10 protein-coding genes are annotated in these 19,013 nt (G+C 55.3%); 3 read left to right on the forward strand and 7 right to left on the reverse strand.

Translation table 11 applies throughout. The features are described 5' to 3' along the window. The first annotated feature begins 140 nt into the window (after nt 1-140). On the forward strand, nt 141-1,625 hold the full coding sequence (locus NB063_RS10240) for a DUF1570 domain-containing protein (protein ID WP_250928634.1): 1,485 nt from the start codon (nt 141-143) through the stop codon (nt 1,623-1,625). A gap of 357 nt (nt 1,626-1,982) precedes the next feature. Here the strand turns inward: NB063_RS10240 and NB063_RS10245 are convergent, their stop codons facing one another. From NB063_RS10245 to wbaP, 7 genes are all read right to left on the reverse strand, one after another. Further along, the gene (locus NB063_RS10245; protein ID WP_250928635.1) at nt 1,983-7,907 is read right to left on the reverse strand and encodes an amino acid adenylation domain-containing protein; all 5,925 of its coding nucleotides are present in this window, start codon (nt 7,905-7,907) and stop codon (nt 1,983-1,985) included. A 110-nt stretch (nt 7,908-8,017) separates the two neighbouring features. Further along, nucleotides 8,018-9,556 (reverse strand): GumC family protein, encoded by a 1,539-nt coding sequence (locus NB063_RS10250; RefSeq protein ID WP_250928636.1) that lies wholly within the window; start codon nt 9,554-9,556, stop codon nt 8,018-8,020. Further along, nucleotides 9,553-10,779, reverse strand: coding sequence for a glycosyltransferase (locus tag NB063_RS10255; protein WP_250928637.1), 1,227 nt, complete (start codon nt 10,777-10,779; stop codon nt 9,553-9,555). The genes NB063_RS10250 and NB063_RS10255 overlap by 4 nt, the downstream gene beginning before the upstream one ends. A gap of 3 nt (nt 10,780-10,782) precedes the next feature. Further along, nucleotides 10,783-11,844 carry a glycosyltransferase family 4 protein gene (locus NB063_RS10260; RefSeq protein WP_250928638.1) on the reverse strand — a complete coding sequence of 354 codons (1,062 nt, stop codon included), beginning with the start codon at nt 11,842-11,844 and terminating at the stop codon, nt 10,783-10,785. After that, nucleotides 11,841-13,100, reverse strand: coding sequence for a hypothetical protein (locus tag NB063_RS10265; protein ID WP_250928639.1), 1,260 nt, complete (start codon nt 13,098-13,100; stop codon nt 11,841-11,843). The genes NB063_RS10260 and NB063_RS10265 overlap by 4 nt, the downstream gene beginning before the upstream one ends. 305 nt (nt 13,101-13,405) lie before the next feature. Continuing rightward, nucleotides 13,406-14,914 carry a lipopolysaccharide biosynthesis protein gene (locus NB063_RS10270; RefSeq protein ID WP_250928640.1) on the reverse strand — a complete coding sequence of 503 codons (1,509 nt, stop codon included), beginning with the start codon at nt 14,912-14,914 and terminating at the stop codon, nt 13,406-13,408. A 4-nt stretch (nt 14,915-14,918) separates the two neighbouring features. Further along, entirely contained in the window at nt 14,919-16,433 is a 1,515-nt protein-coding gene (gene wbaP, locus NB063_RS10275) for an undecaprenyl-phosphate galactose phosphotransferase WbaP (protein WP_250928641.1), read from the reverse strand. 604 nt (nt 16,434-17,037) lie between these two features. On the opposite strand from wbaP, the gene NB063_RS10280 reads away from it, so the two are divergent. Beyond that, complete coding sequence (locus NB063_RS10280; RefSeq protein ID WP_250928642.1) at nt 17,038-18,342, forward strand: outer membrane protein assembly factor BamB family protein; 1,305 nt, start codon at nt 17,038-17,040, stop codon at nt 18,340-18,342. Nucleotides 18,343-18,467: 125 nt separating this feature from the next. Continuing rightward, nucleotides 18,468-18,980 (forward strand): peptide-methionine (S)-S-oxide reductase MsrA, encoded by a 513-nt coding sequence (gene msrA, locus NB063_RS10285; RefSeq protein WP_261367302.1) that lies wholly within the window; start codon nt 18,468-18,470, stop codon nt 18,978-18,980. The last annotated feature ends 33 nt before the right edge of the window (nt 18,981-19,013 follow it).

The following is a 19,013-nucleotide window of genomic DNA, read 5'->3' on the forward strand; positions in this document are numbered from 1 at the left end:
GTCTAAAACCTTGTTTGGGGCACGTTGAACAGTTCATAATTGCGTTCCCATCGAACTAACTCTTCGAGGCGGAACGACAACACCCCGCAAGGACGGCGTCGGTCTCGGAAGCCACTCGACTTCTTGGAGGAAACCGACGAATGACTCGGGCCGTTCTTTTTTTGGCAGTGGCTATTGCCATCACGCTTGTTGCGGCGTTCGACGCCCCAATCGCTAACGCCGACTACACGCTCTACCAATTGCCGGGTTCTGACCTGCAACTGCTTCTCGAAGGCTCGGTGACGTACCACGCCGGGGGCATGGCCACGCACAAGCACCCGCGTGGCTCGCTACACTTTAATGCCCGCGACATCCAGGTGCTCAAGAGCCCCTCGGCCGCATCGATCTACTCGAAACGGCTCCGCGACGTCCGCAACTCCGATGACGTCGAGGAAGCACTCAAACTCGCCCAATGGTGTCTCAAAAACGGGATGCTTGAGCAAGCAAAATCGATGCTCAGTGTCGCGTGGAAAATCGATTCGTCTCATGAGCGACTCCGAAAACTGGCCGGGTTGATGCGTTATATCAACGCCTCGGTCCCCACCGATCAGCAAGTCGAAGCTCACGCCCGTGATTTTGTCGGGGGGCGGGCGATGGAGGTCACACGCAGCAAACATTTCCTGCTGCTGCATGATGCGGATCAAACGAAGGACGAAGTCACCGGGAAGACGCGAGCCGAGATGCGTCTGAATTTACTCGAGACGGTTTACGAGTCGTACTTCCTCACGTTCGCGTTCCGCGGCGTCTTTCTGCGACCACCGAGCAAACGTTTGGAGGTGGTGTTGTTTAGCCGCCACGGGGACTTCCTCCAAATGGAGCGTCGACTCGGCGGTAGCCTCAAACAAACCGCTGGCTTCTACCTCCCCGATGAGAACATCTCAATGTTCTACGATTCCGGAACGTCAGAACACTTCCGAGTGCTCATGGACATCGACAAGCAACTCGTGGAGGCTCGCGAGATGGCCAAGAAGACGCGTATGGCGGGCGCCGGTGATCTCATTCGATTTGCCAAGACCATCGAACTGTTGATCGATATCACGCGCGAAAGCGAAGACGTGTCGACGGTGTCCCACGAAGCCATCCATCAGCTGACTGCGAACACTGGCATTTTTCCTCGCGACGCCGCGTTCGTACGCTGGGTCCACGAAGGCATGGCGTCGTATTTTGAATCCGCCAAACTCGCCAAATGGAGCGGTGTCGGCGTGGTCGATCAAAGTCGGATCGGATACTACCGGGTGCTCGAACGGGATCCGCTTCGAGGTAGCCTCGAATTCATTGTTTCCGATTTCGGTTTCGCTGTAGAGGCCACCTTGGGAAACCAATTACCCGCCTACGGTCAAGCATGGGCGCTGACACATTTCCTCTTTGATCGACGATTCGATTCTTTGATGAAGTTCTACAAGCGGGTCGGTCAGCTCAAGCGAGAAGACGAACTGACCGAGGAAATCTGGAAAGCGCGAGCGAACACACTTCTCGAAATCTTCGACGAGTGCTTCGGTGATCGAACGACTCTGGAACTCGAATGGCGTCGCTACATGCGTGGACTCAAAACTGACACCGAGCGTCTCGCTGAAGAAATGAATTAGCAGGGCGGTGCCGCTTTCTGGCAGACGCACTGGAGTTTTCGCCTCTCAAGTAGCTAAAACTCGCGGAGGTTCCGGAAGCAGAAAACGCCATTAATTCTCGGTCTCGGAGGACATTGATGGTTTTAGTGTTTTTCTAGCGGCACGGCGCGAGCCGTCCGGTTCCGCGTCACCGGACGGCTCGCGCCGTGCCGCTACTTTTGAAATCCCGCAGTCATTTAATCGACGTCGGAAGAGACCGGGGTACGTGAAAAGTGGCGCTGTGTAGTTAGATCCTGGACGTTTCATAGATAGTCCCGGGACTTGCTTCGATCAGCTATCCGCCGCAGACCCATCCTGTCCGACGGCACTTCTTTGACGTCAATGACGATCAATGCTCACAATTTCTCGTCGCAAGCGTTCTACCAATCCATGCAACTTGTGCTTGGATAGCATATTGGCATGGGCGCCTTCGACTTCGACGACTTCCAACCTCTCTTGATCGAAAACACTCCCCCAGCCCAACAGTGGATCGGCGTGATCCTTCCCGGGCCAATTCGCTCGCAGTTTCGCTTTGTACAACGTCGCTGGACCTTCGGCGGTGTCTGGTCGATATTCGTCGATCACCTGCATGTTCTTTGCGGCTACCTTGGCGTAGATTCCCTTGGTTCCGATGATCCGTTCCAAACGTTTTTCCATCGTAATCCATCCGAACCGGTACTTAATCGCCAACATCATCGCCACGACTCGTTCGTAAAGATACGTCCAACGTTGGCGTCCCTGACATTGTTTCGCGTACCGCAGGTGAAAGCACAGACTTTGATAGAGCGGTGCCGGTATCGGCAAACCGGTTGATGCGTCAATGATCGCGAGTGTGACTCGCTCACCCGCACGTCGCAACTGCTGCGAAACTTCATAGGCAACGACGCCACCAAACGAAAAACCGGCAAGATGGTAGGGGCCATGTGGCATCACGCGGCGGATCTTTTGCACATGGTGTCTTGCAATTTCTTCAATTGTGTCGGGTGGCGGGCTCACACCATCGAGACCAAGCGGTTCGACTCCATAAACCGGTCGTTCCTTTCCGAGTTCAGCGGCAATCTCCCGGAAGTTTACGAGGTGCCCGTCGATCCCAGGAAAACAAAATAGCGGAGCCTGTTTCAATGGTCTCTCATGCGGCCCGAAGGCATCGAGCGGCACCAAGTCGTTCCAATATCCATCGACGCGTGCTTCGTCTTGGCGATACACTTCCGCCAAATCCGAAATCGTCGGACTGCTAACCAGCTTCGTAATCGAAACGGCTCGACCGAATTCCTTTTCGAGTCGCGTAAACAGGATGGCCGCGCTCAGTGAATCGCCTCCACAGTCGAAGAAATTGCTGCGCGAGTCCAGTCCCTCCACGCCCAACACCGATTGCCAGATCCGAATCAATCGATTGACCAGCGGATCACACGTTGTCAGCTCCGTCAAATTCGTCTGATCACCGGAAACGGTCACGGACGGGATCGACGCCAGTTTCTTGCGATCAACTTTGCCGCTCGCCGTATAAGGAAAGTCGTCGACCAAACGGAACTGACTCACCATCATGTACGAAGGTACTTGCGCACTGAGATATTTCTCGAGCTCACATACCGACACGGTGTTGGCATCACACAACACGTGAGCGATCAGTTGCCCTCCCAGCCCGCTGCGTTCGAAAGTGACGACCGTTTGCTTCACTCCCGGATACCGCGACAACACCACTTCAATTTCGTTCAACTCGACGCGGTGCCCTCGGACTTTCACCTGGAGATCGTTTCGCCGAATGAACTCGAGTTGCTTGTCCCAATTCAAACGGCAGATATCTCCGGTTCGGTAGAGACGTTGGGTCGGAAGCTCGCGGTGTGGATTGGGAACAAAACGTTCGCTGGTCAGGACTTCGTCGGCGAAATACCCTTGCGCCAAACATTGCCCACCCAGGTACAACTCGCCCTCAACGCCTTGCGGCACCGGTTGCTGTTTTTCATCCAAGATCACCGCAACGCAGTTGTCGATGGTTTGCCCGATCGGAGGAACGGCGGGCCACGTCGTTGGGTCCGACGCAAGTTGATAAGCAGTTACAACATGCGTTTCGGTCGGCCCGTAGTGATTCCACAAACGGCATCCTGGACGTCTCTTGAAAAAGTCCCGCACGACAGGCGTGATTTCCAAACGTTCGCCCGCCGTAACGACTTCACGCAATGCGGACTTTTGAGCGGACTCGCCCGCCACCTCACACAACGTCCGCAAGACGACAAAGGGGACAAAGATGCGTTCCGTTCCCGATTCGACAATGAAATGCCAAAGTTGATGCAGGTCGCGTTGCATTTCATTCGAAATCAGCAGCAGTTCGCCACCACTACACAAGGTCGCGAAGATCTCTTGGAACGAAACATCGAAACCGAGAGAGGCGAACTGCAAAGTCTTAGTCGAGGGCGCCGCCTCGCTGTTTGGTAGTTGCCACCGCATCAAGTTCGCGAGAGCACCATGACGCATCGCAACGCCCTTCGGTTCGCCTGTCGATCCGGAGGTGTAGAGCACGTACGCGAGGTGATCCGGCCCTAGCTCAGGAAAACACACGTGCTCCAACGGATTCACGGAGATCGCGTCAGAATCGACCCAGATGGCTGCGACTCCGGAATCGTCTAAATTCAGGTCATCGGCCAGCCCCGTGGTTGTGACAACCATCCGAGCGCCGCAGCGTTGCAGCATCTGTTGCCGTCGCTGTGCCGGCAACGCGGGATCCATCGGAACATAGCATCCCCCCGCCTTCAATACTCCGAGAACGGCGACAAGCATGTCAAACGAGCGATCAATCGAGACCGCTACAGGAGCGTCCGGGACAACGCCGTGCTGCACCAAACGGGAGGCAAACCGTGTTGCACGTTCATCGAGTTCACGATACGTCAACGTCTGTCCCGCGAAACTCACCGCAGGCAAACCCGGAGTACGTTGAACCTGAGCGTTGTATAACGACAACACCGACGCAGGTTGATCAAACGCCTCATCCACACCGACATTTTCATTCGCCAGAGACACCTTGGTCAATCGCGGCGGCAACACCACGTCACGTTCTTCCGGCGAGAGCATTTCGAGCTGATCGACAGGGCACATCGGGTTCGCGATGGCAGCGGACAGCAACGACGGCAGGTGCTCGGCGAAACGTTCCATCCGAGTACGCTGAAACAATTTGCTGCGATACTGGAGATCGATTCTCAAATACCCTGATGACTCGTTGACGGCGATCAACAAATCGAACTTCGCCATCTGCGTTTCCAAGGCAACCGGCTTGGATTTCAGACCACTTAACTCGAGTGGCTCGGCTTCATTTTCCAGGATGAACAACACGCGAAACGGTGTACCGCCCGTTTCTTGGTTGGATAGAATTTCTTTCTTCAACAGCTCGAACGGATAGTTCTGATGGGCAAATGCATTGAATGCGGTTTCGCGAACTTTCCTTTGCAGCTCTTCGAACGTACCGCCTCCATCAAAACGGGTCCGCAGTGGAAGAACATTGATGAAGTACCCGATCAGATCTTCTGTCGCGAGATCGTCCCGAGTCGTCATCGCGGAACCGATGATCATGTCTTCTTGCCGGGTATAGCGATAGAAGACCGCCTTGATTGCCGACAACAGCGTGACAAAGAGTGTCGATTGTCGCCGCGAAGAAAACGTTCGCGCCGCATCGAGCAGTTCGCCCTCGATCTTGAGCGAAATGGTGTCACACAACGCCTCGTCCACCAGACAGTCATCGGTGGGCAAATCCAAGACGGGCAATTCGCCGTCAAGACTTGCTCGCCAAAACTCCCGATGCTTGGCGAGCGATTCGGAATGATGATGCCGCTGCTGCCAAACCGAATAGTTAGCGTATTGATGCTCGAGCGGACGTAGCTCGGGAGATCTGTGATGCTTAATCGCGTCGTAGAACGCCGCCAAATCGCGATGCAATACGCCAATCGAATGTCCATCGAACGCGATGTGGTGAACAACCAGAACAAATCGAAATTCGTTGGCTGCGAGCTGATACAGCACCGCTCGAAAGGGAGCGTCGCTGCTCAATTGAAACGGAACACTGGCAAACTCTTTCGAACGAGCTTCGAGTACCTGGCGACGCGTCCCTGCGTCACACCCCCGCAAATCCACTCTTTCGATCTTGAACGGAACCGTCGGTTGCACTCGCTGCAGCAATCCCGAATCGGTCGATTCATACACGGTTCGTAGAATTTCGTGTCGCTCAACGAGGCAGGTGCACGCTTCCTCAAGAACACGCGTGTCCAGTTCACCTTCTAAGTCGTAGACCAACGGGATATTATATCGGCCACGATTGTGAATCAGAAAATGTTCAATCCACAATTGTTGTTGATGGGACGACAGCGGCGCAGTCACGAGACGCTCTCGACTCATTGCCGTCTCGGCATGGTCGCTCGCCGAAGCCTGATGCGATAATTCATCGATTGCTTTCGACATCTCAATCGTATTGAGCGAGTTCGCGAGAATCCCCCAGAACTCGAGCCGCACTCCGTACCTTGCTTTGATCCGAGCGGCCAAGGCTACCGCGGCCAAGGAGTTCCCACCCAGCTCCATGAAACCGACGCTCGGATCAATACTCGGCAGATGCAGAAGTTCGCAGAGCGTCTCGGAAACAAACGCTTCCGTTTCGCTAGCCGAGTGGGCAACGGGCGAGGGACGACACGACTGATTCGGCGATGGAAGTGCTTTTCGATCCACCTTGCCGTTGGACGTCAACGGTAACTCACCGATGGGAACCAATGCGGACGGCAACATGTAGTCTGGGAGACTGCGGCTCAAACTTGCTTTGAGTTTTGCCAAGGTCATGCCGTGTCCTTTTTCGAACACGACATATGCGATCAAGCGTGATCCGGCCTTCTCGTCACTGGCGGCAACCACCGCGTCGCGCACCTCATGCAACTTCGTAATTTCGGCTTCGATTTCACCCAAACCGATCCGATACCCGTGGATTTTGACTTGGTGGTCTTTGCGTCCCAGAAACTCCAAATTGCCATCATCGTGATATCGGCACAGATCGCCCGTGCGATAGAGGGTGCCGCCGACCTCAAAGGGATCGCTAACGAATTGTTGTTCGGTCAGGTCGGGGCGGTTGAGATAGCCGACCGCCACGCCCGCGCCCCCCAAGCACAACTCACCCGTTTCGCCGATCTTACAGAGTTGCCGGTTTTCGTCGACGACATAACAACGCTGATTTCGCAGCGGTTTTCCATAGGGAATGCTAGACCACTCGGGATCAATGGCGTCGATCGCATAAATCACCGACCAGATCGAAACTTCCGTACTACCACCAAGGGAAACCAACTTCGCGTCAGGGGCCACTTCTCGAATACGACCGGGAAGTGTCACGGGAATCCAATCGCCGCTGAGCATCACCAGCCGCAAACTGGGCAGCAATTTAGATCTGTCGAGGTACGTGACCAACATTTCCATCAATGCCGGGACGGTGTTCCAAAGCGTCACCTGATGACGTTCGATCAGCGTTTGCCAGCTACCAGGGTTGCGAACCTCGTGCGACGTTGGCAGCACAATGGTCGCCCCTACGCTCAGCATTCCGAATAGGTCATAAACCGACAAATCGAAACCGAGCGATGACAACGCCAACACACGATCGGATTCGTTAACACGGAATCGAGTATTGATGTCGCGAATCGTGTTCACCGGCCCGCGATGATTCAGCATCACACCCTTCGGCTTGCCGGTTGATCCCGAGGTAAAGAGCACGTACGCGAGCGACGCCGGAGAAACTCTCGGCAAACTCTCGAGTGATACCTCGGGCAGGTCATTCAAACCAACCGTTCCCAAGCAAGGCATTTCTTCGAGAACGGCAGCCTCGAGCGTTCCGACAACAAACCGCGTCTCGGCTTCGCGCAAGAAAAACGCGATTCGGTCACTCGGAAACGAGGGATTAAGAGGCAGATAAGCCGCCCCCGCTTTAAGAATCCCAAGTATGCCAATATACGCCGAAGGTAAATCGTCGAGAACGACCCCGACCACCTCTTCAGCCGCCACCCCGAGTTCGATGAGCTTCCCAGCGACACGCGTCGACTGTTCGTCGAGTTCGCCATAAGTCAGCTCGCAATCCCCACAGATTACCGCGACCGAATCGGGTGTCCTTCGGGATTGCTCCGCAAACATCTCGTGAAGACATGGATCATCCTGCCAGGGCTCGTCCGTTTGATTCCAGGCATGGATTTGCTGTTGGAGCCGATCGCCATCGAGCGATTCCTGGCACTGCATCGTGTCGCATTTCGCATCCACCACGTCCCCAACAACAATGGAAGCTGGTTCTCCAGCAGGTGCACGCCGCTCCATGGAGTAAAGTGGGCTTCCTACCTGCGTGTTCCTCGTGATTTCGCTATCGAAGCCCATCAAAGCCACCGAAACGAAAGCAAACGAGTCGCCGCATTGACGAATCGGAATCCTTTAAAGGACGGGGTTAACTTCTTCCGTGTTTTCCTGACGGGCTCTTCGCCATGGATCGTACGAAGCTGTGCGAGCACGGCGACCAAAGCACTCAGGAATGTACCCGCGGTAATTCCCATAACCAGGGTCAACGCCACCTTGGGACTCGATGGAATCTTAGATTGACTCGGCGTCTGCAAGACGGTCAGGTTTGACAGATTCTCTTGGCTCAACGCCAGGTCCATCCGCGCCAGCTCCGAGCGCCTCGCATAATCCTGATGGTTCGAACGGGCGAGTTCCAACCTTCGTGTGATCTGTGCGAGTTCGATCTCATGCTTGTTAACGTCTTTTAGCTCAAGACGCGCGTCCGCGATTTGCTCGGCAAGAATCTCCTTGCGAGCGGCCAAAGAGGCGGCGACCGCACGTTGATTAAGCACTTCCGATTCCAGTTTGCGGCGAGATTCATTGACGCCCATCGTGACCTGCGTGAGTTGACCTTCGGAATTAAGCGTTTCCTTGGCGGCAGCAATCTGTGCCTGCATTTGCTTAACGCGTGGGTGTGTCGGCAAATATCGGGACAGGTACTCGCTCTCGCTCAATTGAAGCGAATAGAGTTGCTCCCGCATCCCTTCGGCAGCGCTGCTGGGCAATCCGGTCGTTTCGGATAAGACGATCTGCGTCGGCTGACTCGCGATCAACTCTTCACGCGATTCGATCTCACGCTCAACCGTTTCCAATTGCGCAATGGTTTCGAGCCATGCATCTTCCAGCGACGCGATCTGCGAGATTTTGACCTGCCGGTATTGGGCGAGTTCGGCCACTCCGCTTTCGTTTTTGAAATTCAACAATTCCTCTTCGAGAATCGCAACTTCATCCGCGATCTGCTGCGTTTGCCGCAGGAAGAACTCGTTGGAACCTTCCGATTGGTGGATGCGGACGTGTGCGTCGATGGACGACTCGATGATCTCGTCGAGCACTTCGGCGGCGAGTTTGGGACTGATCGTCTCATAACGCAGACCAACAATCGCCGTCGACCGTGGGTTGAAGATTTCCAACCCCTTCTCCAGCTTTTCGATCGCCTCATCGCGTGGACTGTCGACATAGACGGGACTAAGCCGCTTCAACGCGTCGATCTTAGTCGGAATCCAACCGGGCTCGGCGTCACCAGTCTCCTCGAGGATGCGGTCGACACCCACGGCATCCACAACCCGCTCTAGCACGTCGCGACTTTGCACGAGCGTCTGAACCGAATAGATCTCTTTCTCGCGTCCTTCCTGGACGGCAACCGTCTGACCAACGGTAGCGGTCGGGTCGAGTCCAATCGTCTCCTTACCCAATCGGATAAACAGTTTGGCCTCGGAAGTGTATTTCAGTTTCGCCGTACTGAGGTAGGCACACGTTGCAATCAGCACCAATGAAAAGACGATTAACATCTTTCCCCGGTGTTGCCACAACGCCTGAATGAGATCCAACGTCTTTTCGTTGCTGGGGGAATTGTTAGTCATGATACAGTCATTCCTATCTGGTCATCGATAATGACGGGTCGTTGATCGGCACTGAGGATCGAACGTGGGTGAGTATTGGGATTTGATTGGATCGTCTTGTGGCGCCGGCTCGCGTCGAACTTTGACCACTCCTTCGCAATGAAGTCGCCCAGCTCTTGGCGAAAACGTTCGGGGCGGAAACCTTCAGCATGACGTCGTGTGGCGGCCAAGTCGTAGTGACGATATTCCCGTTCAAAGGCATCAACTGCGGCAACGATACTCCGCGACGACTGCTCTTCGAAGAAACATCCGGTCACACCCTCGACCACCGTCTCTAAACTGCCACCGCGACCGTATGCGATCACGGGCGTGGCACAGGCTTGCGCTTCCACGGGGGTGATTCCAAAATCCTCTTCCGCGGCGAATACAAACGCTTTTGCGCCTTGCATGAGTTTGCTCATCCGATCGTGCGGCACGTATCCGAGTAACTCCACGTTGGCAGGGCAGTTTGCCTGGAGCGATTTAAACATCGGTCCATCGCCCACGACCACCAATTTGCGATGAGGCATCTGTCTGAACGCTTCGACAATCAGATCCACGCGTTTATAGGGAACCAACCGCGATGCGGCGATGTAGTAGTCTTCTTTGTCGAATCGCGGTGCAAACGCATCCACATCAACGGGAGGATGGATCACCGTTGCGGTGCGTCCATAACACTTTTGAATCCGGCGGGCGATGAAATGGCTATTAGCAATGTAGGCATCAACACGACTCGATGAGAGTTTGTCCCACAACCGTACGTAGTGCAGCATGCTGCGGGTCAGCATGCTACGGATACCCCAAGACAAATTCGATTCACGTAAATACTGAGCTTGAAAATCCCACGCGTATCGGATCGGCGTGTGCACGTAGCTGACGTGCAATTGGTCGGGTCCACAGATCACGCCCTTCGCGACTGCATGATTGGACGACAGAACCACGTCATAGCCACTCAAATCCCACTGTTCGACCGCCATCGGCATCAATGGCAAATAGTGCCTGAGAAACTTCCGCAAGAACGGCAGTTTTTGAATGAAGGTGGTTGTCGGCACTTTCCCCCGCAAGAACTTCCGCTCCTCGGCAGGCAAGATGTCGGCCACCGCGTACAGATCCGAATCGGGATACTCACGCAGCATTTGTTCCACAACACGCTCAGATCCCGCGTAGGTGGCAAGCCATTCGTGAATGATTGCAACGTTTTTCATGACTTACCGCCGTGTAGGCTCTAAAGATGGAACAATACTGTCAACGCATGAAGATTTTTCACCTGTGAGCTGACTAACTACTTCGTAAACTTTGGCGGACGTCGCCTCCCAACTGAAATCAGCCGCACGTTTCAATCCGGCGGAGACCAGTGACGCTTGCAACGCTTCATCATCGAGCAATCGCAAGACGCCCGATGCGATGCTATCAGCAGCCGTTTCGACCAAAACGGCTGCGTCGCCGGCGATTTCCGGCAGCGAAGTCACGTTGCTGCAAACGACCGGCGTACCGCATGCCATCGACTCGATAACAGGCAACCCAAATCCTTCGTACTCTGATGCCAGAATGGTGGCGTGAGCGCCCCGATACGCCGCGGCGAGTTCGTCATCGTTGACGGTCCCGAGGAAGTGAACGTGATCGGTTAATCCCAAACGTTCAATCGTCGCTTTGGTTTCGTCCGTCGCCACGCCCGTCAAAGTCAAGTGCATGTCGAACGACTCTCGAATCCGAGGCATCGCATTCAACAGTCCACTTACATTTTTGTGGGCTTTTTGATTACCGACATACAGGAGGTATTCGTGATCGACGATTCGCTTGGGACCATCCACCTGAAAGGCCTCGCCCACACCGTTGTAGACGACGCTCACATGAGACGGATCGACACCAGCCCACGCCACGATTTCTTGTTTCGAAAACTCTGAGACAGTTAATACTTTGTACGCTTTTCGCACCGCAGGCCGCACGACATGCTGGTAATACAACCGTTTGGCGAAGGACGACTCTGCGTGATAGTTCACGTGAATCAGATCATGAATGGTAAACACAAAAGGTCGTTTCGCCGAAACGAGACACGACAAGGGTGCGTTATAGCTGGGCGAGAAATACGCCACGTCGTTCTTCCAAATCATGTACGGAAGCTTGACGCAATCTAGCGGGTTCGTCGGACTCCCCGACAACGCCTGGTCGTGCAAACACGGCAACCGATTATTCAGTTCGGTAGCGAAACGCCCAATCCCATGGGCGCCCATCCATCGTGAATCAAAGACAATTTTTCGTCCCGTCATCATGATGCCACCTGCGGTTTCGCCGTCGCCAAAGACGCTGCGCCGGCCGCGACCAACACGGCCATGATCAAGAACGTAAATGAACCTGCGGAAAAATAGTAAGTTCGCCAAAGCTCAAAGAAGCCGTATAAGACGATGCAACCGATCAGGCACAGCAAATTATCCGAACGCCAAAAGTAGCTACCGATGGTCGCCATCAGGAAGCTGGACCACGCCATCACCGGAAAGGCCCAAAACCCGAGATCTCCGTACATGTCCACGAACGCCGAGTTCGTCGTGAGTGTCTCGCTGATGTCAACGTCGTGGAGATACCACTGTGCCGCGACGCCGCCCGAATGATCTTCCGGCTTCATGGATTCGGGATGCATGAACGTCGGTGTCACATATTTGATGACGTTCGAAATCGAACCGCGTGCGGGTTGATCCGCCGCGATCCTCGCCACCCCGACACTCGCCTGCACCGGGGCGCCAAGATAGCGTTGAACTTCCAAAAACGTCATCACAACCGGGTTTCTGATTCCGAAGTGATCACGATAACTACCGGCACTTCGCACCCAGGTCAGTGCAACGATCAAAACGGCTAGCACCATTCCCGCCACCACGATCGTGCGAGTCCCGATCCGACCGATGTCATTGAATCGAACCGCGAGCCCACCGGAAAACAGGACCGCCTGCACGATCAGAATTCGTGCGGAGATCGCAGCCGCGGCAAGCAACAGAACGATGTTCAACACGTCCAATCGAGACATTGTTTTTAGAAAAACGATTCGATAGATCGCGTATCCGCCCACCAGGGATGAGGTGTAACGCAACGAGTAGAGGTGGTTGTAGTTTTCGTACAACGCATCTTTGAGCAAATTAAATTGCTGCGTCTTTGCGAGCTCAATCAGCGACGGTCCTGCCCGCAGTGCAGCCATCCAAGCACCGACAACGCCCAACATCGCGAGCACTGTCAAGGCGACGTAGAACGTATCGGTGTCGATCGAACCTTTCGCCATGACGTTAAGTCTGGGAATGGACAACGCCAACTTCTGACCGAAGACGGCGCAAACCATAATGCACGAGTACCAGGCGGTCAGAATCCCAAGATTCCCGAACGACACCTCTTCGCGAATAAGATACCCGGACGCACCCTCCATCGACGGACACAACCACAACACGACACCGATCAGCAGCAGCGGCACGAACACCAAGCACGGCTGCCAAATGACAGTCGCCAATTGCGAGATCCCATTGGCCGGCGTGGATTCGGGTGACACCTGAGGGGGTGTCGACGTTGATAACGCTGAGGTGGAAATGGTTCTACAAAGCTCTGAAAATTGGATATGGAAACCACAGGCCGTTCGCCTCATCTGGCTGTGATCAATTGGCCGACATTCGGCTACAAACCGGTTCGCAGGAAACGATGGGTAACAATCACCTCTCGTCTTCCGCTCGAACGAACTTACTACTGAGCGGGGCGTCCATTACCTCACACTCAGGACGTGAGTGGAAAGTCAAGCAGACGCCAAGGAATCCCCCCAGTGTAATTGCGTTGTTCATTTTTACTGACCTTCTTTTAAGGCTAATTGGCCCAGTTGCGGACCTTCTCATTCAACAATTTCGGCACACTCCGCAGAGCCCGCACATCCATTATCGTCCACACCCCAACCGACCAGCGGGCGTACAAACAGAAGCCGATGCACTGCAGCGAAACGATCGAGGCCCACGCAATCGCCAATCCGACGATGCCCCAGTGCATGGTCATGAACACGCCCGAAGCCAACAGCGCGATCGAGGTCGCGATGTTGATAAACAACGCCTTCATGTGATGTCCCGACATCATCAGAGTGAGCTCCGCCGCACCGACGCAGACAAAGATCAACTGCCCGATACAAAGGATCCGCAGCACTGTAGCTCCGCTCGCATAATAGGAACCGAAGATGAACGACGTGATCTGTGCGGGAAACGCGATCAGCGGCAGACAGACCGCCAAAGCGGCAATTGCAGCGAGGGTAGCGGCGAAACGCAGAATCCGTTGCAAGTCATCGAGCCGCCCCTGTGCTCGCAATTCAGCGATCGAAGCGATTACCGTTAAGTTGACCAATTGCATCGGCATGCCGATCAACAACATCAATCGTCGTGCCGCCCCGTAGAGTGCGAGCTCGTCATGCTCAACGATCGCTCCACCAATCCAAATATCCGCTTGCCCGGTGATGTACGACAGGCTCTGAGTCAGCATCAACGGCAGACACGCGACCAACAACACCGACATCGGCAAGCCACTGGAAACTTGACCGGTCGGTTCAAGCTGCGCTAAGCGGACCTTTGCGATTCGGTACAGGACCATGACGGCGAGAGGCGTCAACACGCACAGCGAGATCGCGCAGAACATCATCACCTGTTCCAACGTCAGCACCACGAGGAGACTGCATGCGATCGTCAACCCGATAAAAAGCAGGTTGCACAGTGGCCCGCCGAATTGTCCGGTGAGAAGTATCGAGAAACGCGAATCGTGGAAACTTCTCAGCAGGCTCGCACACAACTGAATCGCAGCGGCACCAAAAACGCTCAACGCCACCAACGGCGCAATTGTCTCCAGATGCTGCACCCCGAACAGTTGCTCGCCCGCAAAATACAGGAAGACCAGACTCAATAGGCTGCCCACGGTGATCGCCGCAAACGCGAGCTTGGCCCCCTGACGCAGTGCTGCGACGGCGCCTTGAGCATCCCCGAGACCAATCCGTTCAGACACAAACCGCACCAGGGCCGCGTTCAATCCGAACATCGCGATGGTTGCCGCAAAGGTCAGGATCGTCGCCAATACAAAAAACATGCCCACGTCCGCCGGCGGCAACACACGGACTAAGACGATATTGAGTCCGATCGCCGTTCCGATCCCCAGCAAGCGGCCGCCCACGACCCACACACTCTCACGAAACAAGCGTTTCTGGGTTCGTTTCAGCCCCGAGACCGCATGTGTGGAAACATCCTGATCATCCATCGACACACGTTCTTCCACGTCGGAGGCGACCGGCGTGACGAGCGGGACGGATGATTCGGCTATCGTGGGATCGAGCTGTTTGACATTCATCCAGCTAAAATGCCCCCTCTCTGAGTAGCACCACGCGAACAGTCGACAGCAAGATGCAGAAGTCCAACCACGGCGACCAGTTGCGGACGTAGTAGCTGTCTAGTTGCACACGTTCTTCGTAAGTCGTGTTGTTACGCCCCGAGACCTGCCACAATCCCGTGATGCCCGGAAGAACGCGAAGGTAGAGACCATAGCAATCCCCATAGCGATCCACTTCCGCTTGAACAATCGGACGGGGACCGACCAGACTCATCTCGCCTAGCAATACGTTCCACACCTGCGGCAGCTCATCCAGACTTGTTTTGCGAAGAAATTGGCCGACCAGGGTAACCCGCGGGTCTTTCCGCAACTTGTGGTCACGCTCCCATTCCAATCGCAGTTCTTCGTGCTCCTGAAGGTACTTCTCTAGAATCGCATCCGCGTCGGGAACCATCGTGCGGAACTTCCACGCTCGAAATGGTTTTCCGTGCAGACCTAAACGTTGTTGGGCGTAGAAGATCGGCCCGGGTGATGTGAGTTTGACGATCGCTGCGAGCAGCACAAGAAAGGGGGCAAGCACCACAATCACAATCAGGGTGAGCGTGACGTCCACACACCGTTTCACCACTCGCGGAACCGGCATCAGCAGACGTTCTTTCAGTTGCAGCCCCGGATAGCCGCCGCAATCCGCCGCACCTGTCCACAAACTGGGCAGCCCGGCCAAATCTGGGACGACGAGCGTATGTGGAATCATGCCGGCATAATCGTCGACCAGTTTTAAAATCTCGTCGCGAGGACGATCGGGCATCGCCACGACGCACCACGTCACACCAAACTCGCGGACTAAGCCCTCGACCTCCGAAGCGCGGCCGAGGTACGCTTGCGCGGCGCCCTCTGAACGAATCGAGTCATCGACGATTCCGATCGGACGCAAACCCCAAGTCGGATTCGCACGAAGTGATTCGTATATCGAAACGCCAGTCTCGCCGGAGCCAAAAATTACAGTGGAAGCGCCCCACCAATTTGTGCGTGCCAACATCGATCGCATGACGCCACGTAAGACCGGCAGGGCGACTAATAAGGTCATCCACACAAAACCGATCGGTAGCAAGACCCAAGCATCACGTGCGTGCAAAACAGTCGCCGCCGCGAAGGCAGTCATCATGATGCAAACCACCGTTGACGTTTGACGAATTTCGACCGCCGGTGTCAAGCCGATGCCCGGATACAACCCCAACATCGCGAAACTGGCCAGCATCACGAAAGCGGAGACGAAGTACATCAAATAAGGATCGAACCCGTTGCCCACACCACATGCCGTCACCGCAACAGCCAACGCCACAAACAACGCCGCCGCGTCGGAGACGATCATGGCTAAGTAAGTTGCGAGATGCCGCAGCGTGTGACTAACAGATTCGGCGACGTGAATATCCGCATGTGGTCGCACATGCAGAACATCTCCCGATGCGGTTGGCTCCTTCAGCACGTCATTTCGAGTATCAACGAAACGACTAATGGAGGTTGACTGTGGAAGACGCATGGAGGTCTTTTTTGGCTCTTGAGAGTTGCTTGAAGCGTCCAGGGATGCGGCAAATTGCCCGAAGGGAGAGTCTCAGTTGCCACGACGCTGTTTGCCCACATTACTCAGTCCCCCAGCAAATTCCATTTATTTCGAAACGTCGTTTTCAACAAAAACCCGTGATTTCGCGTGCAGACGCGAATAATGAACATTTGCTATCACCTTCTATGGTCCTACTCCAAACTCAGCGGGAAGATAAAGGGGCTTCAATCCCCAAAATCGATCCGATCCTCCCCCAAAAAGAGATCATGCTGAAATCGCGAAACTTTTTGTACCCATTCGCACATTTGCTAGCAAATCTGCCCCCCGCCCGATCGACGTCGACAAAAACGGCCCCGGCACCGCATTCACCGCCCAGCCCGCAGCCGCCATTCGGCTAGCAGCCCGAATCCGGCACGAACCCTGATTCTGGTCTCCGGTGAATGCCGCGCGGATTAGGACACCGCAGGGCTTTTGGAGGCGTTGTGGGGAGCCTACGATCAGGTCGGCGTCCGATCATTGCCGATACGGCCATCCGCAAAACGTCGCGTCACGCAGCCTCCCCCAAACCTGCAGAGAACCTCGTATGAAAAGCTTCCTTCTCTCCACTTTCACTTTGCTCGTCGTAACGTTCGTGCAAGCATCCGCAATCGCCCAGGATTGGCCGCAGTGGCGGGGAGTCAACCGCGATGGTGTACTCCGAACATCGGTGGACCTGATTGACGAACTTCCTGCAGGGCAACTGCCACGGCGTTGGAGCGTTCCCATCGGACCGGGATATTCGGGCCCCACCGTCGTCGGCGATCGCGTGTATGTCATGGATCGCCAATCCGATGGAGATCGCGATAGCCGGGAACGCGTGCTGTGTTTTGACACCGCAACGGGCGCCACCGTTTGGACACACGAATACAACGCACCGTACACGATCCAGTACACCGCCGGCCCCCGCGCCGCCGTAACCATTGCCAACGGACGTGCCTTCGCGGTCGGCGCCATGGGACACCTGCACTGCCTCGACGCGGCGACCGGCGAGGTCCTTTGGAAACACGATCTCGAAACCGAATACGACGGCAAATTACCAATTTGGGGAATCGCTGCGGCGCCGCTCGTTCACGACGGACTCGTCATCCAAGTTGCCTCGGGCTCACGTTCCGCCTGCATCGTGGCGTTCGATTTCGAAACCGGGGAGGAACGATGGCGTTCGCTCGATGAACCGGCCGGTTACAGCGCACCGATAGTGATCCAACAAGGGGACACCGATGTGATTGTGTGCTGGACGGGGGCAAGCGTTTCTGGGTTGGCCCCGCAATCCGGCGAGGTCCTTTGGAGCATCCCCATGCCGTCACGCAACATGCCCATCGGCGTCCCCACGCCCATTACCGATGGCAAGCATCTGTTTGTCTCTTCGTTCTACGACGGCTCCATGATGATTGAACTCGAACAGTCGAAGCCTGCGGCGACCCAGTTGTGGCATCGCGTGGGCATTGACGAGAAAAATACCGACGCGCTGCATTGCATGATTGGCACCCCGCTATTCAAAGGTGACTCGGTCTTCGGCGTCGACAGCTACGGGGAATTGCGGTGTTTGAAGAAAAGCAACGGAGATCGCGTTTGGGAAGACCGAACCGCGGTGCCTCGAAACCGGTGGGGGACCATCCACATCATCCAACACGGCGACAAGGAGATCCTGTTCAACGATCAAGGCGAACTGATTTTCGCTACCCTCTCTCGACAAGGCTACAGCGAACATTCACGCACCAAACTGCTCGCCCCCACTCGCAAACAACTACCGCGACGCGGCGGCGTCACTTGGGCACACCCGGCAATTGCCGATGGCTATATCTACGCCCGCAGCGACAATGAACTCATCTCGGCCTCGCTAAGAAAATAGCCGTCTGATCCAACCAGCCAGACAAGGACTCTTTTCGACAGCAGACTCAGTTGCCGATCCCGTATAACATTCAATAGCGTATCGCCGTAATTGGCACTTCTAAAACTAATGATGGAGAATTCAAAATGACCGAGCGCGCAGTGCTAGCAGGCGGCTGCTTTTGGGGAATGCAAGACCTCATCCGCAAACTCGATGGCGTGACCGCCACCCGCGTCGGTTACACCGGTGGCGAGGTACCGAATGCGACGTATCGCAATCACGGCACCCACGCCGAAGCGATTGAGATCGAATTTGATCCGGCAAAGATTTCCTACCGACAGATCTTGGAGTTCTTTTTCCAAATCCACGATCCAACGACTCCCAATCGCCAAGGAAACGATCGTGGCCCGTCATACCGGTCGGCGATCTACTATGTCGATGAGGATCAACGCCAAGTCGCCGTCGAGACGATAGCCGATGTCGATGCATCCGGACTTTGGCCCGGAAAAGTGGTCACTGAGGTCGAGCCCGTCAGCGATTTCTGGGAAGCCGAGCCCGAACACCAAGATTATCTCGAACGCATTCCCAACGGCTACACATGCCACTTCCCACGCCCCAACTGGGTTCTACCCAAACGCAGCGTCGCGAACCCGCAATAGCCCCGCAATAGCCCCCAGGGCGATTGCGCCACA

Source organism: Aporhodopirellula aestuarii (assembly GCF_023701485.1).
GTDB lineage: Bacteria > Planctomycetota > Planctomycetia > Pirellulales > Pirellulaceae > Rhodopirellula > Rhodopirellula aestuarii.